The organism is Dactylosporangium siamense (genome assembly GCF_016862795.1).
Taxonomy (GTDB): domain Bacteria; phylum Actinomycetota; class Actinomycetes; order Mycobacteriales; family Micromonosporaceae; genus Dactylosporangium; species Dactylosporangium siamense.
Map to the genome: position 1 here is coordinate 1 of NZ_BONQ01000090.1, position 26,406 is coordinate 26,406.

General features: G+C 70.7%; 16 protein-coding genes. 6 read left to right on the top strand and 10 right to left on the bottom strand.

The genetic code is table 11. The features are described 5' to 3' along the window. The 5 genes from Dsi01nite_RS29660 to Dsi01nite_RS29680 form a co-directional block, all read right to left on the bottom strand. Positions 1-829 (bottom strand): maleylpyruvate isomerase family mycothiol-dependent enzyme (locus Dsi01nite_RS29660; RefSeq protein ID WP_203849591.1); only part of this gene is annotated, 829 nt, incomplete at its 3' end. Then, positions 826-2,190: an FAD-dependent oxidoreductase gene (locus tag Dsi01nite_RS29665; protein WP_203849592.1), complete on the bottom strand. Its 1,365-nt coding sequence runs from the start codon at positions 2,188-2,190 to the stop codon at positions 826-828. The genes Dsi01nite_RS29665 and Dsi01nite_RS29660, both read right to left, overlap by 4 nt. Before the next feature lie 144 nt (positions 2,191-2,334). After that, on the bottom strand, positions 2,335-3,747 hold the full coding sequence (locus Dsi01nite_RS57580; protein ID WP_239136277.1) for a glycoside hydrolase family 76 protein: 1,413 nt from the start codon (positions 3,745-3,747) through the stop codon (positions 2,335-2,337). Between the two features lie 13 nt (positions 3,748-3,760). Continuing rightward, entirely contained in the window at positions 3,761-6,154 is a 2,394-nt protein-coding gene (locus Dsi01nite_RS29675; protein ID WP_203849593.1) for a ricin-type beta-trefoil lectin domain protein, read from the bottom strand. Between the two features lie 218 nt (positions 6,155-6,372). Next, positions 6,373-7,347, bottom strand: a complete 975-nt coding sequence (locus tag Dsi01nite_RS29680; RefSeq protein WP_203849594.1) for a LacI family DNA-binding transcriptional regulator — start codon at positions 7,345-7,347, stop codon at positions 6,373-6,375. Between the two features lie 126 nt (positions 7,348-7,473). Between Dsi01nite_RS29680 and Dsi01nite_RS29685 the strand changes: the two genes are divergently transcribed. The 5 genes from Dsi01nite_RS29685 to Dsi01nite_RS29705 are packed head-to-tail and all read left to right on the top strand — an operon-like array spanning position 7,474 to position 15,199. After that, positions 7,474-8,814 (top strand): extracellular solute-binding protein, encoded by a 1,341-nt coding sequence (locus tag Dsi01nite_RS29685; protein WP_203849595.1) that lies wholly within the window; start codon positions 7,474-7,476, stop codon positions 8,812-8,814. A gap of 5 nt (positions 8,815-8,819) precedes the next feature. Then, complete coding sequence (locus Dsi01nite_RS29690; RefSeq protein WP_203849596.1) at positions 8,820-9,668, top strand: carbohydrate ABC transporter permease; 849 nt, start codon at positions 8,820-8,822, stop codon at positions 9,666-9,668. After that, on the top strand, positions 9,665-10,477 hold the full coding sequence (locus Dsi01nite_RS29695; RefSeq protein WP_203849597.1) for a carbohydrate ABC transporter permease: 813 nt from the start codon (positions 9,665-9,667) through the stop codon (positions 10,475-10,477). The genes Dsi01nite_RS29690 and Dsi01nite_RS29695 overlap by 4 nt, the downstream gene beginning before the upstream one ends. A gap of 13 nt (positions 10,478-10,490) precedes the next feature. Further along, positions 10,491-14,615, top strand: coding sequence for a glycoside hydrolase family 38 N-terminal domain-containing protein (locus Dsi01nite_RS29700; RefSeq protein WP_203849598.1), 4,125 nt, complete (start codon positions 10,491-10,493; stop codon positions 14,613-14,615). Positions 14,616-14,641: 26 nt separating this feature from the next. Beyond that, positions 14,642-15,199 carry a DUF7158 domain-containing protein gene (locus Dsi01nite_RS29705; protein WP_203849599.1) on the top strand — a complete coding sequence of 186 codons (558 nt, stop codon included), beginning with the start codon at positions 14,642-14,644 and terminating at the stop codon, positions 15,197-15,199. A 24-nt stretch (positions 15,200-15,223) separates the two neighbouring features. Here Dsi01nite_RS29705 and Dsi01nite_RS29710 read toward each other — a convergent pair whose 3' ends face one another. From Dsi01nite_RS29710 to Dsi01nite_RS29730, 5 genes are all read right to left on the bottom strand, one after another. After that, the gene (locus tag Dsi01nite_RS29710; protein ID WP_203849600.1) at positions 15,224-16,336 is read right to left on the bottom strand and encodes an RICIN domain-containing protein; all 1,113 of its coding nucleotides are present in this window, start codon (positions 16,334-16,336) and stop codon (positions 15,224-15,226) included. Between the two features lie 125 nt (positions 16,337-16,461). Then, the gene (locus tag Dsi01nite_RS29715) at positions 16,462-19,263 is read right to left on the bottom strand and encodes a glycoside hydrolase family 2 protein (protein WP_203849601.1); all 2,802 of its coding nucleotides are present in this window, start codon (positions 19,261-19,263) and stop codon (positions 16,462-16,464) included. A 13-nt stretch (positions 19,264-19,276) separates the two neighbouring features. Then, positions 19,277-21,349: a PQQ-dependent sugar dehydrogenase gene (locus tag Dsi01nite_RS29720; RefSeq protein ID WP_203849602.1), complete on the bottom strand. Its 2,073-nt coding sequence runs from the start codon at positions 21,347-21,349 to the stop codon at positions 19,277-19,279. Positions 21,350-21,409: 60 nt separating this feature from the next. Beyond that, positions 21,410-22,705 (bottom strand): enolase C-terminal domain-like protein, encoded by a 1,296-nt coding sequence (locus tag Dsi01nite_RS29725; protein ID WP_203849603.1) that lies wholly within the window; start codon positions 22,703-22,705, stop codon positions 21,410-21,412. A 56-nt stretch (positions 22,706-22,761) separates the two neighbouring features. Continuing rightward, positions 22,762-23,754 carry a LacI family DNA-binding transcriptional regulator gene (locus Dsi01nite_RS29730; RefSeq protein ID WP_203849604.1) on the bottom strand — a complete coding sequence of 331 codons (993 nt, stop codon included), beginning with the start codon at positions 23,752-23,754 and terminating at the stop codon, positions 22,762-22,764. A gap of 338 nt (positions 23,755-24,092) precedes the next feature. Between Dsi01nite_RS29730 and Dsi01nite_RS29735 the strand changes: the two genes are divergently transcribed. Continuing rightward, positions 24,093-26,399 carry a cellulose binding domain-containing protein gene (locus tag Dsi01nite_RS29735; RefSeq protein WP_203849605.1) on the top strand — a complete coding sequence of 769 codons (2,307 nt, stop codon included), beginning with the start codon at positions 24,093-24,095 and terminating at the stop codon, positions 26,397-26,399. Positions 26,400-26,406 lie beyond the last annotated feature (7 nt).

Sequence of the window (26,406 nt, forward strand, 5' to 3'; positions counted from 1 at the left end):
GAAACGCCGGCAGCCGCCACGGACGGCGCCCGCCGACGACGACGTCCCGGCGCAGCGCTGCCCTCACCGTGCCGATGCGGCCGAACAGCATGAGGTTGAAACCGGCGGGTCGAAACGTCACCCGGACGTCGAACGGATCCTGAGGGGGCGCGAGCCATACCCGCTTGTCGCCGAGGACGACCGTCGAGGAAGGTGTGTACGCCGAGCGGAACCGCACCGCGATCGGCCGGCGGGGCATCGGCAGCGACGTGTTCAGCAGCGTGCCGTAGTCGTGGTGCAGCATGCCGACGAAGAACAGCTCCCAGTACAGGGCGGCGTGCTCATCCGGCATCCACCACGGCCGGCCCAGCGCGCGGGCCATGTCCCAGCCGTGCACCAGGAGCTCGTTGACCAGGTGGGCGACGACTCCGGCGACGGGCACCCGCGAGTCGCCGAGCCACCGCAACGGAGCCTCCGGCCGCATGGACCCCGTCGCGGCCAGGATCCGGTCGACGGACTCGCCGAGCAGCGCCGACAGCCGGTCCGGAGCACGCTCGGCGTAGTGCGAGAGCACATGAGCGTTGAGGTCGGCCACCGTGTCCACGTTGACGGTGTCCAGGGCCGCCTCCAGGTCCGGCACGTCCAGGGAAGCCGTGCCGTGCTCCACCAGGGACACGTACATCATCGCGATGCCCAGCACGTGCGCGGCCGAGTCGGCGACGGTCCAGTCGGCGGTCGCCATCGCGCTGCCGGCGCGCCCGTCGGTGAGCAGGGACCTGAACCGGTCGCTGCTGTCGCGCAGCGCGGTGCGGGCCAACTGCCAGCGCTGTGGCGGCACCGAGTAGGTCACGCGGCGCTCTGCGGGACGGCGGCGGCCGGGCGGGGCCGGCGCAGGGAACCGCGGAGCACCCGCAGCAGCGTGCCCGGCGTCAGCAGCGACGCCGGTGGCCGCACGAGGTTCACCACGCGCAGGAACGCGGCGCCGAGCGTGGCGTCCCGGGTCGCGGCGGCGTGCAGCCGGTGGACGAACGCGTTGGTCACCCGGACCCGGGCGGTGCGGCGCCCCGGGACCTCGCGGAACCGCAAGTCTGTCCCGACCGCGATGGACCATGGCGCGTCGATGATCCTTGCGGCGTCCCGGAAGAAGGTTCGCGCGAGCCCTGTGCGAAGCCCCTTTCGCGAGGCGAGCAGCCGGCGCAGCAGCAGCGCCTGCAGGGACGCGACCGTCATGCCCTGACCGTAGATCGGGTTGAAGCTGCACAGCGCGTCGGCCACGACCAGGTATCCCGACGGGAACCGGCGCAACCGTTCGTACCGGCGCCGGACACTGGCCGGGAACCGCATCGTCGCGGCGTCGCTGACCGGCCGGGCAGCCCGGACGATCGTCGCGATGTGCGGTGCGGACAGCGAGTCGGCGAAGGCTGCCATACCCGCGTCGTCCGTCGGCGGTTGCTCGCCGAGCATGCCGCTCAGCGCGACCGCGACCCGGTCGTCCTCCAGCGCCGCGGCGATCCCGGCCCGCGGCGCGCCGGGGACCGCGTTGGTCAGCGCACCCAGCATGCCGTCGAGGTGCGATGGATCCCGTTGGTACACGCGGGTGACATAGGTGACGTCGACCCGGACCTGGTCCTCGCGCGGCACAGGAAAGCCGAGCTGCGCCAGCCACCGCGGGCTTCGTGAGGCCCGGCCGCCGGCGTCCACGACGAGATCCGCCGTGATGTCGTAGGGCTGCTCGAGGTCGCCGAGCGGGCAGATCCGCACGCCCAGAACGGCGCCGTCGCCGGTGAGCAACGAGACGACGTCGGCGCCGGTGATCATCCGCACCGCGGGCAGCGCCGCGACCCGCTCCCGGACGGTGTGCTCGAGCAGCGGCCGGCTGACCCCGACCGCGATGAGGTCGGACGGCGCCCGCCGCATCGGGTAGCCGTCGTTGCACCAGTGCACCTGTCCGTGCAGGTCGACCATCGGCGCCCCGGCGTCGCTCAGCTGCGCGCCGAGACCCGGGAACAGTTCCTCCAGGGCTTCCCGCCCGCGCGACAGCAGCACGTGGAGTTGGCGGCCCTGCGGCACGCACCGGCGATGTGTGGGCGTGACCGGCAGCTCGTCGCGGTCCACCACGATCACCTGAGCGAAATGCGCGCTGAGCACCCGGACGGTCAGCAGCCCGCCCATGCTCGCGCCGATCACCACCGCCGTGCCTGCACCAGCCATGAGTCGCACTCTATTGATCCGTGCAGCTCGATGTCGTCTCTCTCGTTGCGCACTTCGAGGTTGCGCACTTCGAGGTTGCGCACTTCGAGGTTGCGCACTTCGAGGAGGCCCGTCCCGCCGGAGCGGGACGGGCCGTGGCGAAGGTCAGCTGCGCGACCAGCGCTGGTTGGCGCCGCCGTTGCAGGTCCAGATCGCGAGGAGGGTGCCGTTGGCGGTGCCGTGCGCGGTGGCGTCGAGGCACTTGCCGGAGGCGGCGCTGACCACGGTGCCGTCAGCGTTGACGGTCCACTGCTGGTTCGTGCCCGCGTGGCAGTCGTAGATGATGACCGCCGCGCCGTTGGCGGTGCTGCCGCCGCTCACGTCGAGGCACTTGCTGCCGTACACCTGGAGCTGCCGGGAAGCCGTGGCCACCCAGCGTTGGTTCGTCCCGCCGTTGCAGTCCCACAGCGCGACCCGGGTGCTGTTCGTCTGGCTGGAGCCGGGGACGTCGACGCAGCGCCCGGACTCGGCGCCACGAAGGACGCTGCTCGGCGGTTGGGACACGCTGCCGAGTGCGGCGATGAGCGCCGCCGCCGAGGCGGCCTGGGTGGTGGGGCTCCAGAGGGCGAACGGCCCGACGAAGGAGTTGCCCTGCTGCCCGGCGCTGTTGGTGTTGTTGGCCAGGATCGAGTTGGCGGTGGTGGTGATGAAGCCGTCGTACTGGGTCGTCCCCACGGCAGTGGCCAGGGCGCGCAGGTAGCGGATGAAGATGCCCTTGAACGCCTGGCCGTCGCCGGAGCAGTTCGGCTCGCAGCCCTCGTAGAGGACGTTGTTGCGGTTGAAGCGGGCGACGCCGGCGGTGGCGATCGAGCGGGCCGTGGTCAGCAGCGACGCGTCGCCGGTGGCGCGGTTGAGCTCGATCAGACCCTGCAGCACGACGCCCTGGTTGTACGTGTACACCGCGGTGCTGTAGCCGCAGCTGGGGATGGTGATCCCGTCGCGGACCAGGTTGTTGCTGATCACGCCGTTGCCGCGCAGCCAGTTCCATTCGGCCGAGGCCCAGCCGAGGTAGGTGGTGTCGCCGGCGATGCGGTTGTGCAGGCCGGCGGCCGCGGCGAGGAACAGCTCGTTGGCGATCGACGCCTTGTACTGGCGGTCGGTCTTCCAGTAGACGCCGCCGCCGCAGGTGCCGTCCCAGTAGTTGTGCATGTACTTGACGAGGTTCTCGGCGGTGGTGAGGTAGGCGCGGTTGCCGGTGATGTCGTAGGCCTGGATCCAGACGAGCGCCCACCAGCCGGTGTCGTCGATGTACTCGTTGGTGAAGTCGGCATTGCGAGCGTAGGCGCCGGCGATGGCGTAGTCGTACTGGGTGTCGCCGGTCGCCTGGCGATAGGTCATCACGGTGCTCAGCGACACGGCGCTGGTCCACCAGTCGCTGCCGATCCGGCCGGTGTTGGCGTTGTAGGACTGCATCAGGACGCCGACGCTGTTGGAGGCCGGCGTCGCCGCCGATGCGACGCCCGCTGACCCGGCCAGGAAAAGGCCGAGCGTGAGCACAACGATCAGTATCTTTCGCATCAAGGAACTCCTCTCAGGTCCGCGACCAGCGCTGGTTGGCGCCGCCGTTGCAGGTCCAGATCTCCAGCAGGGTGCCGTTGGCGGTGCCGTGCGCGGTGGCGTCGAGGCACTTGCCGGAGGCGACGCTGACCACGGAGCCGTCCGCGTTGACCGTCCACTGCTGGTTGGCGCCGCCGGTGCAGTCGTAGATGATGACCGCCGCGCCGTCGGCGGTGCTGCCGCCGCTCACGTCGAGGCACTTGCTGCCGTACACCTGCAGCTGCCGGGAACCCGTGGCCACCCACTGCTGGTTCACCCCGCCGTTGCAGTCCCACAACGCGACCTGCGTGGTGTTGGTCTGGCTGGCGCCGGGGACGTCGACGCAGCGGCCGGACTCGGCGCCGCGCAGGACGCTGAGGACCGGGCCGGCGTTCGGCGTGATGCTGAGGTTATCGAACTGGTTGGTCTGGTAGCCGACGACACCGACGCCGGCCATGCCGCCGCCGAACGCGCCGTCGTTGGCGGTGCCGAGGGTGACCCCATCGGCAACAGCGGTGATCTGGGTGCCGGAGAAGCCGAGCTTCAGGTTGTGCCAGGTGTTGAGGCCCAGCGCGGCCCGGCTGCCGGACGCGAGGGTGGTGTTGGAGTTGTCGGTGCCGTGCCGCACGATCGACCAGCCGCCGGTGTTGGTGACCCGCAGCTGGTAGGCGGCCTGCCGGTTCTGCGGGCGCAGCTGGGTGTTGGCCCGGCCGAGCAGGGTGACGGTGCCGGCCTGTTGCATGTTGACGTCCAGGCTGACGGTGTAGTTGTTCCACGACGGGTCGCCGACGAGGGTGTAGGCGTCGCTGTCATCCTGCCAGTTGATCGGCCGCTGCGGCGCGACCTGCTGCAGGCACGTGCCGGAGCGGCCGGCGGCGCACGCGCGGGTCTCGTATGAGCCCTGCATGTCCTCGAAGTAGCGCGGCGACTTCCGCACGGCGTAGCCGTCGAAGTTGTCGTTGTAGGGCAGCCCCAGCGAGGACGAACCCGGGCTCGATGCGGTGCCCTTGCCCTGGCCGGACGTGGTGGTCAGGGTGTAGATGCGGTTCGGCTGCATGGTGAGGGTGTAGGAGCCGTTGTTCGGCTGGATGTCGGCCTGCCGCACGAAGTACGACGACGGGTTGGACGAGCCCATGTCGGTCGACCACACCCGCACGGTGCCGGTGCTCAGCCCGCCGGACACGGTGACGTTGACGGTCTGCGTCGAGGTGGTGCCGCTGGTCTCGTAGATCGTGGAGTAGTCGCTGTTGTTCGGCGACTTCAGCGACACGTAGCTGCCGTTGGCGCGGTTGCCGCCGAGGTATCCACTGGCGGAGCTGTTGAGGTACTTCCAGCCGGGCTGGGTGAACTGGGCGTAGTGCGCGTTGGCCCACAGGTTCTTGCCGACCCGGTACGCGCCGGACCACGGTGAACCCGCGTCCATCAGCCCGACCGTCGAGTACGGCAGGTTCGGCGTGATCGCGGCGATGAGCGGCCAGTTCATGTAGCCGGAGATCTCGGCGTCGAGGTAGCCCCGGTTGACCGTGCGGATGTAGGGCACGACCCCCGAGTTGTCGTCCTGCGAGCCGAACTCGCTGGCCCACAACGGTTTGCCGCTGTTCCGGGCGTTGGAAGTGGTGCTGCACGAGTCCGCCTGGGACAGGTAGCCGCACACGTAGTGGTTGCCCAGCACGCCGACGGCGTTCTTCAGCGTCGTGTCGCCGAACTCGTCGGCCATGCTCCAGCCGCTGTCGTCGCCGACGATCTGCACGCCGGCGAACCCGCGGCTGTTCAGCGCCGACCGCAGGTTCTTGTACCAGGTGCTGTCGTGGCCGCGTTCGTTCCAGCCGCCGAGGTAGCTGATGTTCAACCCATGGCCCTTGGCGCAGTTCAGCCACGAGATGTCGTAGTCGATCATGTCCTGGGACCAGAAGTTGCCGCCGCCGATCCAGCCGGGTGCGGTCCACGGCAGCGCGACGAGCTTGATGTTCGGGTTGCGGGCCACGGCCTGCTCGCCGAGCCAGAATTCGTAGCCGGCGTTGCAGTTGACGTCGCCGCGCACGTGCTGGTGCGACGGCTCGGACCCGTCGGTGGAGTTGGCGTCACCGCCGATCTCCAGCTTCAGCAGCTGCACCGCGGCGCCGTAGTTGGGCTTGAACAGGTAGTCCAGGATCTGGGAGCGCTGCGGCTCGGGGTAGTCGATCAGCAGGCGGGAGTTGCCTCCGCCGCCGCTGATCGCGCCGACACCGTCGAACGTGCGCCCGACGATGCCGCCGTTGATGGCGACGGTGGTCGTGGCCGCGCTGGCGGGCGCCGCGGCGACGACGGAGGCGGCCGTCATCGCGAGCGCGGCGGCGGCGAGGACGGCGATGCTGCGGGGTATCCGGCTGCGGGGGGCGTGGTGGTGCATGGGCGTGTTCTCCCTCGATGTTTGGCGGAACGATCGGGAGGAGGCCAACCTGAAGGGCGACGCGGGCGCAAGGGTGGGCGCGGGCGCCGGCACGGTTCGATGTGGTTGGCGGACCAGATCGAACAACTGCGACAACACCCATAGAAGGGCAACACTGTACGGATGTCAACGTTGTCAGGAAAGTGACCGCAATCGGTTGCCGCCTGACAACGGCATGGTCACCGTCCGCGACCACCCCGCAGCACGAGCCTGGTCGGCAGCAGCACCTGCGTGGTCGGCCCGGTCTCGCCGGCGATCCGGCCGAACAGCAGCTCCGCCGCGCGCCGGCCGAGCTCGACCGTGTCGTAGGTGACCAGCGGGACCGGCCGCGGCAGCAGGTCGACCAGCTCAAGGTCGTCGAAGCCGGCGACGCCGACCTCGTCGCGCCCCGCGACGGCGTGCAGCACCCCGACGCAGATCCGGTTGTTGTCGGCGAAGATCGCGTCGGCGGCGGCCGGGCCGTCCAGCAGTGCCGTCGCCGCGGCGCGGGCCGCCTCGACGGTGTGGTTGTCGAGGCTGACCAGCACCGGGTCGTAGCCGAGGCCGGCGTCCTCGACCGCCCGCCGGTAGCCGGCGAGCCGGTCGGCGCCGGTGAACACGGCCGGGTCGCCGCCGATGTAGCCGATCCGGCGGCGCCCCTGCGCGGTCAGGTGCGCGACCGCCTCACGCGCGCCGCCGTAGTTGTCCAGCACCACCGAGTCGGCCGGCACGCCCTGCGGCACCCGGTCGATGAAGACCATCGGCGCCCAGCGGGCCAGCTCCGCGTGCAGGTCGACGTGGTCGTGCGCGGTCGGGGTGACCAGCAGCCCGTCGACCCGCCGGCGGACCAGGTCGCGCAGCAGGTCGCGCTCCTGCTCGAAGCGCTGCCCGGTGCTGCCGACGACCAGCATGTGCTGGTGCCGCCGGGCGGTCTCCTCGGCCCCGCGGGTGACCCCGGACCAGAACGGGTTAGCCGGGTCCTCGATGAGTAACGCGACCGTCTCGGTGGTCTGACCCGGGCGTAAGCCGCGGGCGAGCTCGTTGCGGTGGAAGCCGAGCTCGGTGATCGCGCGTTCGACGGCGTAGCGCGTCTCCGGGCGGATGTACCGCTCGTCGTTGACCACCCTCGAAACCGTCGCGGGGCTCACCCCGGCCAGCACTGCCACGTCACGCATGGTGGGTCGCCTCGACGTCACCGGACCTCCTCAGGGATTGACCGACCCAGATTATCTGATTACGTTCTCTGATTACGTTCTCATACAGCTCCGTCACCGGTTCCGCCACGACCCTCGGGAGCAGCGATGCGACGCATCGTCACGTTTACAGCCCTGTCCGTCCTGATCCTCCCCGCCGCCGCGGCGTGCGACTCCAGCACCGGGGACGGCGGCAAGACCGTCACCGTCGCCTACCAGAAGTTCGGTGCGTTCACGCAGATGGACGACCAGATGAAGAAGGTCAAGTCCCAGTACGAGGCGGCCCACCCCGGCTCCACCGTGAAGCTGGTCCCGATCGAGGCCGCGGAGAACGACTACTACACCAAGCTGTCGCTGATGAACCGGTCGGCGAACACCGCACCCGACGTCATGTACGAGGACACGTTCCTCGTCAACACCGACATCGCCGCGGGCTTCCTCGCCCCGATCGACGACCACCTCGCCAAGTGGCCGGACTGGAGCCAGTTCACCGACGCCTCCAAGACCGCCGCGAAGGCCCTGGACGGCAAGACCTACGGCGTGCCGATGGGCACCGACACCCGCGCGCTCTGGTACAACAAGGACCTCTTCGCCCAGGCCGGCATCACCGTGCCGTGGGAGCCGAAGACCTGGGACGACATCCTCGCCACGGCCCGCACCCTCAAGGCCAAGCTGCCCGGCGTCATCCCGCTCAACGTCTACTCGGGCAAGGCCGCCGGCGAGGCCGCCACGATGCAGGGCCTGGAGATGCTGCTGTACGGCACCCAGGACACCCTGTATGACGACGCGGCCAAGAAGTGGATCGGCTCCAGCCCCGGCATGCTCGACTCGCTCGGCTTCATCAAGACCATCTACGGCGAGGGCCTCGCCCCGACCCCGCAGGACGCGCTCGACCCCAACTTCGGCAGCCGGTTGAGCACCGAGCTGCTGCCCGGGGGCAAGCTGGCCATCGCGCTGGACGGCTCCTGGCAGAGCGGCACCTGGCTGCCCACCGGCTCCAAGCCGTGGCCACAGTGGAACACCGTGCTCGGCCTGGCCGCGATGCCGACCCAGAAGGGCCAGGCGCCGGGAAGGACCAGCATGTCCGGTGGCTGGGTGCTGTCGGTCGGGTCGAAGAGCAAGGACAAGCAGGCCGCGTTCGACTTCGTCAGCCTGGCGCTGAACAAGGACAACACCCTCGCCTACGACATCGCCGCGAGCCAGATCGCCGAACGCGCCGACGTCGCCGCCGACCCGGCCTACCTGGCGGCCAACCCGACCCTGAAGTTCTTCACCGACCTGGTGACCGTCACCCACTTCCGGCCCGCGTACGCGGACTACCCGCAGGTCTCCAATGCGATCCAGGTCGCGATGGAGGCCGTCATGACCGGCCAGCAGAGCCCGCAGCAGGCCGTCACGGCGTTCGGCAACCAGCTCAAGCAGGTCGTCGGACCAGACAAGGTCAAGTAGCGCCGATGTTGCGCCGGTTCACCCCACTGCTGCCCGCCGTGGCGCTGCTCCTGGTCTTCTTCGCGGGGCCGATGCTGTGGAGCGTCTACACCGCCTTCACCGACATGGCGTTGACCGGGTCCGTGAGCGTCGACTTCGTCGGGGCCGACAACTTCACCCGGATGGCGCAGGATCCGGCGTTCCTGCACTCGCTGCTGCTCACCCTCGTGTTCGTCGTCGGCTCGGCGGTCATCGGGCAGAACACGCTCGGCCTGCTGATCGCGCTGCTCCTGCGCGGTCGCGGCCGGGCGTCCCGGACCGTCGTCACCGGCCTGATCATCGCCGCCTGGGCGGTGCCGGAGACCGTCGCCGGCTTCTGCTGGTATGCCTTCCTGTACCGCACGGGCACGCTCAACCAGCTCCTGCAGCACTTCGGCGTCCAGCAGAACTGGCTCTACACCACGCCGATGCTGGCCGTCATCCTGGCCAACGTCTGGCGCGGCACCGCCTTCTCCATGCTCGTCTACTCCGCGGCGCTGTCCGACGTGCCGCCGGAGCTGGTGGAGGCCGCGCAGGTCGACGGCGCGTCGGCGTGGCAGCGGCTGCGGCACATCACGCTGCCGATGATCCGCCGCTCGATCGTGAGCAACCTGATGCTCATCACGCTGCAGACCCTGGCCGCGTTCGGGCTCATCTACGTGATGACCGGGGGCGGACCGGGCAACGCCAGCCAGACCACGCCGTTGTACATGTACCAGCAGTCGTTCAAGTTCTACCAACTCGGCTACGGCACCGCGATGGCCCTGGTGCTGCTGCTCATCGGGGGCCTGTTCTCGTTGATCTACCTGCGACTGATCAAGCTGGAGGACGGATGATCAGGCGGTTGCCGGTCTACCTGGCCCTCGCCGTGGTGGCGGTGGCGTTCCTGCTGCCGTTCGGGTGGCTGCTGATCGCCTCCGTGCAGCCCGGCGCGGCCCTGAACGCCGACATCACCTGGGAGGTCTCCGCCGCCAACTTCACCGACATCCTCGACGCCGACACCGTGTTCATCCCGATGTGGAACTCGTTCGTCATCTCCGGCGGCACCGCCCTGCTGACGGTCCTCGTCGCCGTATTCGCCGCGTACCCGCTGTCGCGGTACCGGACCAGCTTCGGCCGGTCGTTCCTCTTCGTCATCCTGTTCGCCACCGGCCTGCCGATCACCGCCGTCATGGTGCCGGTCTACGCCATGTACAGCCGGTTCAACCTCATCGACTCGGTGCCGGCGACGATCGCGTTCATGGCCGCGTCGTCACTGCCGTTCGCGGTGTGGATGATGAAGAACTTCATGGACAGCGTCCCGGTCAGCCTCGAGGAGGCGGCCTGGACCGACGGCGCCGGCTGGTTCCAGTCGCTGCGGCGCATCGTGCTGCCGCTGATGGTCCCGGGCCTCACCGTCGTGCTGATCTTCACGTTCGTCCTGCAGTGGGGCAACTTCTTCGTCCCGTTCATCCTGCTGCTCAGCCCCGAGAAGCAGCCGGCGTCGGTGACCATCTACACGTTCTTCTCGCAGTACGGGCAGGTGGCCTACGGCCAGCTCGCCGCGTTCTCGATCCTCTACACCGCGCCGGTGATCCTGCTGTACTCCGCACTGTCCAAAGTGCTCGGTGGGGCGTTCAGCCTGACCGGCGCGGTCAAAGGCTGAAAGGTCCTGCTGCATGCGCATCCTCGCCGTCACCGGCACCGAACTGTTCGTCACCGGCCCGCTGCAGGTCGTCCGCGTCGAGGTCGCGGACTGGCCGGGAAGGATGGACATCACCGGCGACGGCGTCCGGGGCCACGCGGATGTCCACAGTGGACCTGTGGTGGAGGTCGGCGTCGAGTGTACGGCGCCGCCGGGCACCGAGGTGCCGATCCAGGTCACGACCGGCGACGGGCACAGCGCGGACGCGACCCTCGTCGTGGCCGAGCCGGGGTGGACGGTGTGGATGGTGTCGCACTTCCACTACGACCCGGTCTGGTGGAACACCCAGGCGGCCTACACGGCGATGTGGGACCGTGCGGGCCGCCTGGGCACCGAGTTCCGGGCCGGGTTCCAGCACACCGGCTTCGACCTGGTCCGGCTGCACCTGGAGACGGCCCGGCGGGACCCCGACTACAAGTTCGTACTCGCCGAGCTCGACTACCTCAAGCCCTACTGGGACAGCCACCCGGAGGACCGGCGGTACCTGCGGACCCTGCTGGACGAGGGCCGGCTCGAACTCATGGGCGGCACCTACAACGAGCCGAGCACCAACCTCACCTCGGCCGAGTCGACGATCCGCAACCTGGTGCACGGCATCGGCTTCCAGCGCGACATCGTCGGCGGCGACCCCCGCACCGCCTGGCAGCTCGACGTCTTCGGGCACGACCCGCAGTTCCCCGGCCTGGTCGCCGACGCCGGGCTGGACTCCTCGTCGTGGGCCCGGGGACCGTTCCACCAGTGGGGGCCGATGCTGTGGACGCATGAGCCCCGCGACGGCTGGGGTGACCCGGCCACGATGCAGTTCAGCTCCGAGTTCGAATGGATCTCCCCGTCGGGGCGTGGGGTGCTGACGCACTACATGCCGGCGCACTACTCGGCCGGCTGGCACATCGACGCCCAGCCGACCCTGGCCGGCGCCGAGCAGCACGTGTATGAGCTGTTCCTGCTGCTGAAGCAGGTCGCCGCGACCCGCAACGTGCTGCTGCCCGTCGGCACCGACTACACGCCGCCGGCGAAGTGGGTGACGCGGATCCAGCGGGACTGGAACGCCAGGTACACCTCGCCGCGCTTCGTGTGCGGGCTGCCGAGCGAGTTCTTCGCCGCGGTCCGGTCCCAGCTGGACCGCGAGGGGCGAACGCCGAGCCCGCAGACCCGGGACATGAACCCGGTCTACACCGGCAAGGACGTGTCGTTCATCGACACCAAGCAGGCGCAGCGGCACGTCGAGGCGCTGCTGGTGGACGCGGAGCTGTTCGCGACGGTGGCGGCCGCGCACGGCGCCGGGTTCCCGCACGAGGCGGTCGACAAGGCGTGGCGGCAGCTGGTCTACGGCGCGCACCACGACGCCATCACCGGCAGCGAGTCCGACCAGGTGTACCTGGACCTCCTCGCGGGCTGGCGGGAGGCACACGACCTGGCCGCGTCGGTGCTCGACGGGGCGCTGCGCCGGCTCGGCCCGGAGGATGGGGGCGGGCCGGGCCGGCGGGTCGTCGTGTTCAACCCGTCGGCGTGGCCGCGCACCGACCTCGTGCGGGTCCGTGTCGAGTTCGGCGAGCCCGGCACCGCAGGTGTTTCGGTCGGCGACCGGCCGACGCTGCTGGAACACGTCCGGCGGCATGCCGACGGCACCGTCGCCGCCGCCGACGTCGTGTTCCGCGCCGCCGACGTCCCGGCGCTGGGCTACCGCGCCTGGCCGCTGACCGAAGCCGGCGCCGCCGCGGGCTGGAGCGAGGTCGGCGGGACGCCGGTCATCGAGAACGAGGTCTACCGGGTGACCGTCGACCCGGCCCGCGGCGGCTGCGTGTCCAGCCTCGTCGACCTGCGCACCGGCCGCGAGCTGTTGCAGCCCGGCCGGGTCGGCAACGAGCTGCTGGTCTACGACGAGTACCCGGCCCACCCGCGCTTCCACGAGGGCCCCTGGCACCTGCTGCCGAAGGGGCCGGCGACGCACGGCTCGGCCCGCGGGCCCGCCGGCAGCGTCCGGGTCGAGCACAGCCCGCTCGGCGAGCGGATCACCGTCACCGGCGGGACCGGCCCGCTGCGCCACACCCAGACCCTGACGCTCTGGCACGGCGGCGACCGGCTCGAGCTGACCACCAGGGTCGACGACTTCACCGGCGAGGACCACCTGGTCCGGCTGTGCTGGCCGGCCGCGGTCGCCGGTGGGCTGCCGGTCAGCGAGGTCGGCAACGCCGTCGTCGGCCGCGGGTTCGGCCTCATCGACGTGGACGCCGAGCAGGCGCCGTGGACCCTCGACAACCCGGCGCAGCACTGGTTCGCGGTCTCCAGCACCGCCCGCGTCGACGTGCACGACCTCGCCGGGACCCGGCGGCACACCCGCGCGTTCGGCATCGCCGAGATCATCGCCGAGGACGCCGACCGGGCGGGCGTCCGGGACCTCGCCGTCGCCCTCGTCCGTCGCGGCGTCACGGCCACCACCTCCCGGCCGGACGGTCCCCGCTACGGCCGGCTCGCCGTCGACTCGAACCTGCCCGACGTGCGGATCAGCGTCGGCCGGACCGCGTTCACGGCCGCTGTTCTCGCCGCCGCCGGCCCCGGCTACGCCGACGAGGTCGACCGGCAGCTCGCCGCGGACGGCCGGGCCCGCGTGCTGGTCCCGGCCGCGAAGGCACTGACGGGCGTGTGGCTGCCCAACGCCGACCTGACCGGCGTGCTGGACCTGCCCGTGCTCGTCGTCGTCGACGACGTCGAGGCGCTGTGCGCGGACCTGGCCACCGGGGTCGTGCCGGTGACCCAGCCGCTCACCGGCCTGCCCGACCCGGACCTCGACGACCGGACCGTGGCGCTGGTCAACCGGGGCGTGCCGGGCTTCGCCGTCGACACGACCGGCGCCCTGCACCTGTCGCTGCTGCGCTCCTGCACCGGCTGGCCGTCCGGGGTGTGGATCGACCCGCCGCGGCGCACCGCCCCGGACGGCTCGACGTTCCAGCAGCAGCACTGGACGCACACCTTCGACGCGGCGCTCGTCGCCGGCGCCGGCGACTGGCGCGCCACCGGCCTGGTCCGGCACGGCCACGAGGTGAACCACCCGCTGCACGCCCGCGTCACGGACGGCGCCGCCGCCGCATCGGGCGGTTACGTGACGGTGGAGTCCGACGGTGACGTGGTCGTGGCGGCGCTCAAGCCGACCGGCAACCCCCTCGCGTCGGGTGCCGCCGCCACCGCCGTGGACAGCGTCACGGTCCGGCTGTACGAGGCCGCGGGGCGCCCCACCGACGTGCGGCTGCGGCTGTGGACACCGGCGACCGGCGCGACGGCCACGAACCTTCTCGAAGCCCCTGGCGACGCGCTGCCCGTGCGGGACGGCGAGGTGCTGCTGTCCCTCGGCGGCGCCGACATCGCGCAGGCCGCCGTCCGGGTCGGCCCGATCGCCGCGGCCGTGGCACCGGCGGAGCCCGCGTACGCGAAGTACTGGCTGCACAACACCGGGCCCGCGCCGACCGGGAACCTGCCGGTCACGGTGCACCTCGACCCGCCGGTGTCCGTCGTGGACGGGCCGGTCGCGGTGACGGTGACGGTGGCGTCGGACCTGACCGCGGACCGGGCGCTCGGCGCCGTCGAGCTGGTGGTGCCGCCCGGCTGGAACGCTTCGCCCTCGGCGTTCCCGTATGACCTGGCACCCGGCGGCCACACCCGCCACGAGGTCGTCGTCCGTCCGCCGGACCGGCCCGGATCCGGCGTGCACTGGCTGCGGGCCCGCACCGAGCGCGGCGTCGAGGACGTCGCCCGGCTCCTCGTCGGCGCCGACGGCCCGGAGATCGTGACCGCCGTCTGGAGCGACCCGTCGGAGCTGGTGCTGCGACCGGGCCAGGAGACCGAGATCGCGCTCAACCTCGCCACCGACGCGGCCGGGCCGATCTCGGTCGAGGTGCAGCTGATCAGCCCCTGGCACACGTGGGACCTGTTCCCCGCACCGGCGGCGCTGGTGGAGCTGCCCGCCGGAGGCCGGAGCACGCTCCGGCTGCCGGTGCGGGTCCCCGCGGGCCACGGTCCGGGCCGGTGGTGGGCGCTGTGCAGGATCGCGCACGCCGGCGAGCTGCACTACACCGAGCCGATCACCGTCGCGGTGACGGCATGACCGGTCCGGAGCGCAGCGGAGGGCGCATGACCGAGGTTGCCGCCTGGGTCGCGGGTCGGCCGATCGCCGTCGCCGCGGTCGACGAGCGGCTCGACGCGCTGCGCCGCGGCCCGTACGCGGCCCGGCTCCCCCACCCGGCCACGGCCGAGGGCCGCAACCTACGCCGGTGGCTGGTGCAGGTGCTCACCGTCGAGGGGGTCGTCGAGCACGAGGCCGCCCTGCTGGGGTTGACCGCCGACGGCGAGCCGCGGCCGGTGCGCCTCGCCGACGCGTTGCGCACCGGCGGGGTCGTCGCGGCCGTGATCGCCGCACACCCCGTCGCCCGGGTGCTGCGGGACCGCGTCGCGCCGCCGGTGCCGGCGGACGAGACCGAGACCCGGGACTACTTCCGTCGCAACCGGGACCGGCACCCGCAGGACTACGCCGTGGAGCGCGACGCTCTCGCGGCCCGGCTCGGCGCCGAGGACGCGGAGCGGCGGTTCGCCGGGTGGCTCGAGGAGCGGTGCGCGGCCCTGGTCCGCCTCGAGCCGGGCTACGAGCACCCCGGGGACCCCCGCCACGCCGACGCGGTGCACCGGCACTGACGGGGGCCTGTTCGGGTCAGCGGGTCAGCGGGCCGACCAGGTCTGGGCGCCGGTGCCGTTGCACTCCCACAGCTGCACGACGGTGCCGTTCGCGGTGCCGTTGCCGTTGACGTCGACGCACTTGCCGGAGCCGACGCCGGTGATGGAGCCGTTGGTGTTGAACGTGAACCGCTGGTTCGCGCCGCCGTTGCACGTCCAGATCGTGATCTTCGTGCCGTTCGCGGTGCCGTTGGCGTTGACGTCGAGGCAGCGGTCGCCGTAGACGCGCAGCTCCCCCGCGGCGGTGCGGGTCCAGCGCTGGTTGGCGCCGGCGTGGCAGTCCCAGATGATGCTCTGGCTGCCCGGGTCGGTGCTGGCGCCGTACACGTCCAGGCAGCGCTTCGACTGCGGGTTGGACAGCAGCGAGGCGCTGCCGGTCGGCGGGGTGGTCAGGGAGCTGAGGCTGCCCGACGCGGCCTGCAGCGCGGCGAACCAGCGGGCCGCCATCTTGTCGTAGCCGGCGGCGTTGGGGTGGATGCCGTCGGCGATGTCGCCGGCGACGGTGAACCCGGTGTGCATGTCGACCAGGTGCGTCAGCGGCCCCTTCTGCGCCACGATCCCGGGGATCGCGGCGTTGAAGGTGTTCACCTTCGCCTCGTTGGCGGTGTTGGCCAGCGGGGTGATCTGGGCGACGAAGATGTGCGCCTGCGGCGCGTTGGTCCGGATCTTGTCGATGAGCGCGGACAGCCGGGCCGGGGCGTTGGGCACGTCGTAGTTCTGGCCGATGTCGTTGGTGCCGATGTGCAGCAGGACGGTGCGCGGGTTCGCGGCCTGGATCCAGCCGACGATGTTGCGGTCGAGGTCGTCGATCCGCCAGCCGGAGTGGCCCTCGTGGTCGTGGTCGCCCAGCGACGCCGGGCCGTTGAAGCCGGAGCCGACGAAGTCCGTGGCGATGCCCGCGTTGGCGAGCCGCTGCCACAGGCCGATCCGGTATCCGCCCGGGACGTTGGCGCCGTCGGTGATGGAGTCGCCGAGGGGCATGACCCGCACGCCGCCGTTGGACTCGGCGTGCGCGGCGGCCGTGCCGGCCAGTGTCATGGCGGCGGTGAGGGCGAGCCCGAGCCCGGCGACGCCGAGCCTTCTCATGGTGCTTCGCATGGTTGGAGCCTTCCGTCAGGGTGCCGCCGGACGGTTGGCGGACCGCCCGGATGGAGCGTTGATGCCGTCCCGGGCGTGGCGGCGCACGCCCGGGACGGGGCTTCGGTGCAGCGAAAACGCTGCGGTCAGGCGGAGAAGAGGAAGTAGACGCTGCGGTGGTAGTCGCCGGCGGCGACGTTCGGCTGGCTCTCCGGGCCGACGGACGCGGCGCCGTGGAACTTGTTGCCGATCGGCGCGATCCCGTCGAGGAAGGAGATGTTGCCGCCGGGGAACGGCGCGGTGGCGGTCTGCGGGTCCGGTCCGACGGCGGGCGTGAACAGCCGCAGGAACAGTCCCTCCTCGGCGGCGACCATGGTGATGTTGCCCTCGGTGGTGCCGAGCCGGGCCCAGCAGGTGCGGGCGTGGTAGCCCTTGAACTCCGGGTACTGGAAGCCGCTCGCCCCGGTGGCGGTGTTGTTGTACTGCTTGGTCCACACGTCCGGGGTGACCCCGCGCAGCCGGTTCTTCCAGACCCGGTAGGGGCCGTCGCCGAGCCAGGTCACGCTGCGCACCTTCGACTCGGGATAGTCGAGGTTGACGCCGAGGTAGTCGTGGTTGCCGGTGCGGTGGTAGCGGTACTCCATCTGCAGCCAGCCGCTGCTGTCCAACCGCCACCGCACCGAGGTCAGGTCGCCGGTGTAGTTGGCCTGCACGACCCAGCCGCTGCCGTCCTTGAAGTGACTGAGGCCGGTGAAGGTGCCGGTGCCCACCGACAGGGCCGGGCCGTTGGTCAGGGACACCGCCGTGCCGTCGCGGCTGACCGCGGTCAGCCGGCCGTTGGACTTGCCGATGGTGATCCGGAGGGTACCGGCGGCCATGGTGACCCCGGTCGAGTTCTCCGTCGCGGTGACCGACCCCGACCCGGGCACGACGATGCGGCTGCGGTAGTCGGCGGCCTTCTTGATCCGCCACAGCCAGCCGGTGATGACGCGCCCGGTCGGGTCGGTGGCGGTGATCCCGAGGGCGTCGTTCCCCGCCCAGTCCGCCGGCAGCCCGAGGACCAGCGAGCCGGTGCCGCCGGGGGCGACGTCGGGGCCGGTGAAGGTGCGTTCGGCGGTGACGGTGTGCCCGGTGCCCGCCCCGGGGTTCGGGAACTTCACCAGCTGCCAGGTGAAGCGCAGCTGGTTGACGTTGGTGAAGGTGTACCGGTTCTGGATCTTCGTGGTGCCGTCGAACGCGGACGGGAACGTGTTGGCGTAGTAGTCGGGGCTGTTGAGCTGGATCGGTGACCAGATGTCCCGGACGGTGGCGAAGCTCGCCTCCTTCTCCAGGTACGGGCCGAGGATCCCGTCGGGGGCGCGGTTGCCGAACGTGTCGATGGCGCCGCCCCGGTCGTCGCGGGCCACGGACTCGTCGGCGAACGCCCAGATGAACCCGCCGGCGGAGCGCTGGGCGCCGTTCATGACCTTCCAGTAGTCGTTGAGCCCGGCGCCGACGCCGCCGTCGTACAGGCCGTGCAGGAACTCCGTCGGCATGAAGATGGTGTTGCCGGCGGCCTTGTTCGCGGTGCTGGTGTAGGTCTGGTAGTGACTTGTGTCGATCCCGCTGAACGTGGTCCACGGGTGCAGGACCTTGCGCTGCTGCGGGTCGTAGAGGGCGTAGTCGTCGTCCAGGGCGGTGTTCCAGCCGCCCTCGTTGCCGTTGCACCAGAACAGGATCGACGGGTGGTTGACGTCCCGGCGCACCATCGCCGCGACCAGCGGCGCGCCGACGTTCTCGTCGTAGCGCCGCTGCCAGCCGGTGAGCTCGTCCAGGACGTACAGGCCGAGTTCGTCGCACAGGTCGAGGAAGAACGTGTCCGGTGGGTAGTGCGACATCCGGACCGCGTTCATGTTCATGTCCTTCATCAGCCCGATCGCCTGGCGGGCGAGCCGCGGGCTGGACGCCCGGCCGAGGGTCGGCCAGAACGTGTGCCGGTTGACGCCCTTGAGCACGATCCGCTTGCCGTTGACGTAGATCCCGTCGCCGGTGCGGACCTCGATCGTGCGGAACCCGAACCGGGTCGCCGTGCTGTGCAGCGCCGTGCCGGACCCGTTGGCGAGGGTGAGCTCGACCTGGTAGAGGTTCGGCGTCTCCGCGGTCCACAGCGCCGGCTGGGAGGCGGTGGTGCTCACCCGCACCGTGGCCGCGCCGCTGGCGACGCTCGCGGAGAAGGAGCCGCCGACGGCGGTGCCGTCCAGCTTGCGGATCTGTGCGGTGACCCGGCCGGCCGCGGTCACCCCGGCGAGGGCGACGTCGGCGGTGAACGTGCCGTCGGCCTTCGCGTTGACCGCGACCCGGTCGATCCGGGCCGCCGGGAACGCCTGCAACGTCACCGGCCGGAAGAGGCCGCCGAAGTTCCAGAAGTCGCCGCGGCGCTCGGCGTCGTTGATCGAGTTGTTCGAGGACTCCTTGCTGACGGTCACCTCGAGGAGGTTCGACTGGCCGAGCCGCAGCAGCCCGGTGATGTCGTAGCGGAACTGGTAGAAGCCGCCCTGGTGCGTCGGCCCCGCGGAGGTGCCGTTGACCTTCACGGACGCGTCGGTCATCGCGGCCTCGAACACCACGAAGATCCGCCGCCCCGACCAGCTGGCCGGCGGGGTGAACGTGTGCCGGTAGTTGCCCTTCTCCTCCGGCACGAGGGTGCCGCCGTAGTTGTAGCTGCCGAAGCCGTGGAACTCCCAGTTCGACGGGGTCGGGATGGTGCTCCACTCGCCGCTGCGGCGCCCTGCGGTGACCTGGAAGTCCCAGGGGACGGTGTTGTCGGCGTCGGTGCCGGTGAGGTACACGGTCTCGGTCACCGGCCCGGCGAGCGCGGCGCCGGCGGGCTGGGCCCGGACCACGCCGAGCGCGGTCAGGCCGGCCCCGGCGGCGCCGAGCGCCAGCACCTTGCGACGGTTGATGTCCATGGTGGCGCTCCCGTCAGTTGCCGAGGGTGACGTGGAAGAGCTTCTCGTTGCTGTTGTTGGGGATGCTGTCCTTGTCACCGGTGGTGCTGGTGGTCAGCCACAGCCCGCCGTCCGGCGCGGGTTCGACGGTGCGCAGCCGGCCGTAGGTGCCGTTGAAGTACGCCTGCACGTTCGTCAGCGACGTGCCGGAGATGACGGCGCGGTACATGCGGGTGCCGCGTTCGCAGGCGATGTACAGCACGTCCCGCACGATCGCGATGCCGGAGCAGGAGCCGTCCGCGGTCGGGTACGTGCGTTTCGGCGCGATGTATCCGGCGGTGCCGCAGGTGCCGCTGGTGCCCTCGCAGGCGGGCCAGCCGTAGTTGCCGCCCTTGGTGATCAGGTTCGTCTCGTCCATGACGGCGTTGCCGAACTCCTGCTCCCACAGCCGGCCCTGGGAGTCGAACGCGAGCCCCTGCGGGTTGCGGTGCCCGTAGCTCCACACGTAGTTGCCGAACGGGTTGTCGCCCGGCACGCTGCCGTCGGTGTTGAGCCGCAGCACCTTGCCGTTGAGGCTGTTGATGTTCTGGGCGTTGTCGCCGTTCTGCGCGTCACCGGTGCTGGCGTACAGCTTCCCGTCCGGGCCGAACCGCAGCCGGCCACCGTCGTGGAACTTGTTGCGCAGGATGCCCTGCAGCAGGATCTGCTCGCTGCCCGTGTTCAGCGAACCGTTCTCGTACTTGATCCGCACGATCCGGTTGTCGGTCGGCGAGGTGTGCATGATGTACAGCCAGTGGTCGCTGGCGTAGTTGCTGGAGATCGCCAGGCCGAGCAGGCCGCCCTCACCGTCGGTGTTCTGCACGTTGGGCACGGTGCCGATGGTGTTCTTCGCGCCGGTCGAAGGGTTGAGCCGCACGATGTCGTGCGCGTCGCGGCGGGTGTAGAGGATGTTGCCGTCGGGCAGGGTGACCAGGCCCCACGGGATGTCGGTGTCGGTGCCGATCTGGGTGACCGCGCAGACGGAACTGCCGCACGCCGCGCCGGTGGTGACGTTGGCGGTGTTGCTGCGCGGCGACTGGTTGGCCTGCGCGTCGCGGGCGACGACCTGATACGCGTAGGTCCGGTTCGCGGCCAGGGCGCTGTCGATGAACGTGGTCGCCGGGGTCGTGGTCGCGGTGCCGGTGATCGTGCCGACCTTCGCGTTGTCGCGGTAGATGTCGTAGGCGCGGACCTGGATGTTGTCCGTGGCGGCGGTCCAGCGCAGGGTGACCGTCGTGCCGGACGCGGATCCGGTGAGCCCGGTCGGGGCGGTCGGCGGGGTGGTGTCGGCCTGGCACTGCGGCGGCGTGATCTGCACCGTCGTGCTGGCCTGGGACACGTTGCCGGCGGCGTCGCGGGCGTTGACGTACAGGCCCCAGGTGACGCCGGCGACCACGGTCAGGTCGGTGGACAGGGTCGTGACGGACTTCATCAGCTGCCCGTCGTGGAACACGTCGTAGAACGCGACACCCACGTTGTCGGTCGAGGCGTTCCAGGAGAACGTGACCGCGTCACACACCAGGTTGCTGACCCGCGGGTTGCCGGGCACGGTCGGCGGCTGCGTGTCACCCGCGGTGGTCGTCCACTTCTGGTTGCTCTGCCCGTTGCAGGTCCACAGCGCGACCGGGGTGCTGTTGGCGGTGGCGGCACCGGTCACGTCCAGGCACAGGCCCGACTGGACGCTCGTGATGGTGCCGTCGGTGTTGATCCGCCACTTCTGGTTCTGCCCGCCGTTGCAGGTGTAGATCTGCGCCGTCGCGGGTGCGGTCGTGTCGTTGCCGGCGACGTCCAGGCACTTCGGCGCGTCGTACACGCGCAGCTCACCGGCGGTGGTGAAGGTCCATGCCTGGTTCGCCTGGCCGTTGCAGTCGTAGATGTTGACGAGGGCCTTGTCCGTCTGGGACTGGCCGACCACGTCGAGGCAGCGGCCCGACGCGACGCTCTTGATGGGTGTTCCGACGGCGGCGTCGGCCGGTACATTCACCGCCACCAGCACCACGGTCACCGTGGCGAGCATGGCGGCGGCGGCGAGGGCCAGCCTTCGTGGTTTGGTCGATGCTGGGCGCATCAGTCCTCCAGGTCTGGAAGCCGGATCAGGTTAGCGGACCGATCCGGCGTGGGTGTTCGGTCAGCGGACGTCGCGCCACGCCGCACCGTCGGGGAACGTGTAGCGGCGCAGGGATTCCGGTTGCAGGGTCACGCTGTAGCCCGGTTTCGTCGGCAGCCGGTAGCGGCCGGCGACGACGGTGACCGGGTCGGTGAAGTGTTCGTGCAGGTGGTCGACGTATTCGACCATCCGGCCGTCGAGGGAACCGGACACCCGCAGGTAGTCGAAGATCGACAGGTGCTGGACGTATTCGCAGAGGCCGACGCCGCCGGCGTGCGGGCAGACCGGCACGCCGAACTTGGCGGCCATCAGCAGCACGGCGAGGACCTCGTTGACGCCGGCGACCCGGCACGCGTCGACCTGGCAGACGCCGATGGCACCGGCCTGCAGCAGCTGTTTGAACATGACCCGGTTGGCGGCGACCTCACCGGTGGCGACCGGGATCGGCGCGACCGCCCGGGCGATCCGGGCGTGGCCGAGGACGTCGTCGGCGTGCGTCGGCTCCTCGATCCACGCCGGGCGGACCGCCGACAGCGCGGCCATGTTGGTGATCGCCTCGTCGACGTCCCAGACCTGGTTGGCGTCCATCATCAGCAGCGCGTCGGGGCCGATCTCGGCGCGGATCAGCCGGGCCCGGCGCACGTCGTCCTCGATGCGGCCGCCGACCTTCATCTTCATCGCGGTCCACCCGTCGGCGACGGCCTTGCGGGTCAGCTCCCGGACCTTGTCGTCGGAGTAGCCGAGCCACCCCACCGACGTGGTGTACGCGGGGAAACCCTCGGCCGTGAGCCGCTCGAGCCGCTCGGCGGACCCGGTCGCCCCCTTGTCCAGCAGGTCGCGGGCCTCGTCGGGGGTCAGCGCGTCGCTGATGTGGCGGAAGTCGATCGCGGCGACCAGGTCCTCGGTCGGTAGCGTCGCCAGCAGCTCCCACATCGGCAGCCCGGCGAGCTTCGCCCGCAGGTCCCACACGGCGTTGACGATCGCCCCGGCCGCCATGTGGATGACGCCCTTCTCCGGGCCGAGCCACCGCAACTGCACGTCGGCGGTGAGCGAGCGCAGGAACTGCACCGGCGCGGCGAAGATCTCCTCGACCGAACGCCCGACGACGTGGTGGCGCAGTGCCGTGACGGCGAGGCAGGTGATCTCGTTGCCGCGGCCGTTGGTGAAGGTCAGCCCGGTGCCGGTCAGCCCGGCGTCGGTGCGCAGCTCGACGTACGTCGCCGAGTAGTCCCCCTTGTTGATGGCGTCGGATCCGTCACCCTGGGCGGCGGTCGGGAAGCGGACGTCGTGGACGGCGAGCTCGATGATGGTGGCCAATGGGGGTGCTCCCCGTTCATCTGGGTGGCGGCGGCAGATGGGAGCGGAGCGGCACGTCAGCGCGCTGGCGGTGCCGTTCCGGTGGAGCTGCGGATGACCAGTTGCGAGGTGACGGTGCGGCGCGCGGCGCCGCTCGGGTCGGCGTCCTGCAGCAGCTGCAGCAGCAGGTCGACACCGACCCGGCCGAGCTGCTCCTTGGGCTGCGCGAGGGTGGTCAGGGACGGGCTGACCATCTCGGAGAACATGATGTCGTCGACACCGATCACGCTGATGTCGCCCGGGACGGAGACGTTCTTCGCCCGGAACCGGTTGAGCAGCCCCAGCGCGATCAGGTCGTTGTAGGCGATCACCGCGGTCACGCCCGCGGACAGCACCAGGTCCGCGGCGGCGACGCCACCGGCGAACGTCGGTGCCACCGCGCCGACCTCGACGAGATCGAGGCCGGCCGGCGTGGTGGCGGCCCGCAGGCCCCGCAGCCGCTCCCGGTTGGACCAGGACGTGCGCGGCCCGGCGACGTAGCCGACCCGGTGGTGCCCGAGCGCCTGCAGGTGGGCGACGGCCTGGCGGATGCCGTCGGCGTTGTCGATGGTGACCGCGGGGACCTTGCTGACCCTGCGGTTGAGCAGGACGGTGAGCGTGTCGCCGGTGACGCCGCGCAGGTCGGTCTCGCTCATCCGCGACGAGCACAGCACGATGCCGTCGACCTGCTTGCACAGGGCCCGGATCAGCCCGACCTCGACGGTCGGGTCCTCCCCCGTGTCGGCGAGCAGGACCGAGTAGTCGGACTCCCGCGCCCTGCCCTGGACGCCCTTGACGACCTCGGGGAAGAACGGGTTGCTCAGGTCGGTGACGATCAGCCCGATGTTGCCGGTCCGGCCGGTGATGAGCCCCCGGGCGGCCCGGTTGGGCCGGTAGCCGAGCTCCGCGGCGATCTGCTGGACCCGCAGGCGGGTCTCGGCATTGACGAGGTCCGGCACGGACAGGGACCGGCTCACCGTTGATGGTGAGACCCCCGCCGCCCGGGCGACGTCATAGATCGTCGCGACCATCGACCGCCTCCTGTTTCTAGCTCCGTCGGCTTCGCCAGCGGTTCCGTGGGGGGTTCCCACCCCACACCCCCCACGCTCGCTTCGCTCCCGTTCGCGCTCTCGTCTGTCATCGTTGTCATGGGAGTCTGCAATCCTTTGCAGGAGGTTGTCAAGCAAAAGCGGTCATCGATTCCCCAAAATCCCACACGCATCGACAGCTTCTGGCGCAGCCCTGTCACAACCGATCGACCGGCTGTATCGCCGGTTGTATCGCCAGCGGTAGCACGCGGTCACCTATCTGGCCGTGGCGGGCGGTGACTCAATCGATGTACACCGACATCTGGAGGCATCGCATGCACGTGGCAACACTCCGACGGCGAGCACTGCTGGCGGGCACCGGGCTCCTCGCCCTGGTGGCCGCCGTCCTGCCGCCCGCCGCCGCCCAGGCCGCACCCGCGTCGTTCACCCCGACGGCGACGTACAACGGCGGCGGCAACCGCTACACGGGCGCCACCGTCACCTCGCCCGAGGGCGTCTACCGGGTCGCGACGAACCTGTGGAACCCGGCGGTCAGCGGCGGGTTCACGATGAACTACGACACGGCGCAGTCCGGGTTCTCGGTCACCAACTACACCGCCAACTCCTACTTCGGCTCCGACGCCAACACCGGACCGGCGTGCACGAACGGCGCGGACTCCTTCGACCCGAACTGCGACTGGGCCGGCGCCGGAGACCCGTGGATCAACCCGAACAGCGGCGTCCGGGACCAGTACGCGACGACCGGTGGCACGGCGCCGTTCGTGGCGCAGCAGCCGCCCGCGGACGGGGTCAACCACACGACCGGCACCGCGAACGAGTTCAGCCACCAGATCCACGCGCCGGCGGCCTACCCGAGCATCATCGCCGGCTGCCACTGGGGTGAGTGCGCGCCGACGGCCACGACACCGCCGGGTGCGCCGTTCCCGAAGCAGGCCGCCGGGGTCGCCCGGATGGACTCGGTGTGGAACATCAGCACCCCGGCCACGGCCGGGACGAACGAGGCGTGGGACGCGTCCTACGACATCTGGTTCGACTCGAACTGCCGGCCGCAGCCGACCGGCTGCGCGAACCAGGGCAGCACCCTGCCGACGAACCCGGCGGCGCTCAACAACCCCGGGCAGAACGACGGCGCCGAGATCATGATCTGGGTCAACAACCAGGGCTACAACAACGCCAACGCGGCCGACGCGCAGAACCCGGCCAGCTACGCGGCGCACGCCGGGAAGATCCAGCCGGCCGGTCAGCCGCTGCTGGTCAACGTGTCCATCCCCGGCATCCGTACCATCGTCAACGGCGTGTCGACGGCGACCACCTTCGACGTGTGGGGCGGCCGGGTGCGCAGCTTCGACAACGGCGTGCGGTGGAACGTCATCTCGTTCGTCGCCCGCACGAAGGGCACCGGGCTCGTCGGTGACCCGGCGGTGCCGCAGTCGGTCGCGGCCAACGGCGGCTTCGACAGCCACATCTTCACCAAGTACGCCGCCAGCCTCGACGACATGGGCATCTACTGCGCCACCGATCCCGGCTCACCCATCACCCCGGAGCAGACCACCTGCCTGGAGATGCGCTGGTGGCTGACGTCGGTGCAGGCGGGCTTCGAGATCTGGAACCTGCCGCAGGCCTCGACGATCGCCACGACGAAGTTCAGCGTGAACCCGGTCGCGGTCAGCGGCGGGATCAACACCGGCGGCCGGGCGACCGCCGACGGCACGCCGCTGGTGCACTGGGACGACGTGTTCGTCATCAACGCCACCGGCTGCACCCCGTCGACGAGCGCCACCTGGAAGATCGTCGGACGCAACTACGCGACGACCCCGCCGACGGAAGGGTTCACGCTCAGCGGCAACCTCACCGACACCGGGTCCGGCACCTACACCGCGACCGGCGTCGGGCCGCTGCGAAATCCGAACGCCGGCTACGTCCTGCACGACGAGGCGCAGGTGATCATCGCGATCACGTGCGGCGGGCAGACGTTCACCAGCACCGGCAACCTGTTCATCGACCCGAGCGGGCGGGTGTTCAACACCGCGGGCGCGGCGGTGAGCGGGGCGACGGTGACGCTGTACCGTTCGGCCACGCAGAACGGCACGTACACGGTGGTGCCCAACGGCAGCACGACGATCATGTCGCCGCGCAACCGGGTGAACCCGTCGATCACCAACGGGTACGGCTTCTACCGCTGGGACGTATCACCGGGCTGGTACAAGGTCCGCGTGGCGAAGGCCGGCTGCACCCAGCCGGGCACGACCCAGCCGTACGTCGACTCCGCCGTCAAGCAGGTCGCGGTGAACCTGCCGCCGGTGACGAACCTGGACCTGGTGCTGTCGTGCGGTGAGACGCCGTCGCTGCCGACGACCGTGGTGGTGCGCGCGCCCGGGGTACGGCCGATCAGCCAGGGTGGCTACTGCGCCGACGTGTACGTCACCAACAACACCGGCACCGCGAAGGAGTGGTTCACGACCTTCGCGATCCCGGCCGGGCAGCACGTCAGCCAGACCTGGAACATGGTGCTGACCCAGCAGGGCGCGACGGCGACGAACGTGCACGCCGACCCCGTGAACCCGTGGAACAAGATCCTGCAGCCGGGTCAGACGACGAGCAACGTCGGGTTCTGCACCGGACCGTAAGGAGTAA

What these genes read in the sequence shown, in the direction of transcription:
- Dsi01nite_RS29665 (WP_203849592.1), bottom strand. Translation starts at nt 2,190, where the DNA reads ATGGCTGGTGCAGGCACGGCGGTGGTGATCGGCGCGAGCATGGGCGGG.
- Dsi01nite_RS57580 (WP_239136277.1), bottom strand. Translation starts at nt 3,747, where the DNA reads ATGCGAAAGATACTGATCGTTGTGCTCACGCTCGGCCTTTTCCTGGCC.
- Dsi01nite_RS29675 (WP_203849593.1), bottom strand. Translation starts at nt 6,154, where the DNA reads ATGCACCACCACGCCCCCCGCAGCCGGATACCCCGCAGCATCGCCGTC.
- Dsi01nite_RS29680 (WP_203849594.1), bottom strand. Translation starts at nt 7,347, where the DNA reads ATGCGTGACGTGGCAGTGCTGGCCGGGGTGAGCCCCGCGACGGTTTCG.
- Dsi01nite_RS29685 (WP_203849595.1), top strand. Translation starts at nt 7,474, where the DNA reads ATGCGACGCATCGTCACGTTTACAGCCCTGTCCGTCCTGATCCTCCCC.
- Dsi01nite_RS29690 (WP_203849596.1), top strand. Translation starts at nt 8,820, where the DNA reads ATGTTGCGCCGGTTCACCCCACTGCTGCCCGCCGTGGCGCTGCTCCTG.
- Dsi01nite_RS29695 (WP_203849597.1), top strand. Translation starts at nt 9,665, where the DNA reads ATGATCAGGCGGTTGCCGGTCTACCTGGCCCTCGCCGTGGTGGCGGTG.
- Dsi01nite_RS29700 (WP_203849598.1), top strand. Translation starts at nt 10,491, where the DNA reads ATGCGCATCCTCGCCGTCACCGGCACCGAACTGTTCGTCACCGGCCCG.
- Dsi01nite_RS29705 (WP_203849599.1), top strand. Translation starts at nt 14,642, where the DNA reads ATGACCGAGGTTGCCGCCTGGGTCGCGGGTCGGCCGATCGCCGTCGCC.
- Dsi01nite_RS29710 (WP_203849600.1), bottom strand. Translation starts at nt 16,336, where the DNA reads ATGCGAAGCACCATGAGAAGGCTCGGCGTCGCCGGGCTCGGGCTCGCC.
- Dsi01nite_RS29715 (WP_203849601.1), bottom strand. Translation starts at nt 19,263, where the DNA reads ATGGACATCAACCGTCGCAAGGTGCTGGCGCTCGGCGCCGCCGGGGCC.
- Dsi01nite_RS29720 (WP_203849602.1), bottom strand. Translation starts at nt 21,349, where the DNA reads ATGCGCCCAGCATCGACCAAACCACGAAGGCTGGCCCTCGCCGCCGCC.
- Dsi01nite_RS29730 (WP_203849604.1), bottom strand. Translation starts at nt 23,754, where the DNA reads ATGGTCGCGACGATCTATGACGTCGCCCGGGCGGCGGGGGTCTCACCA.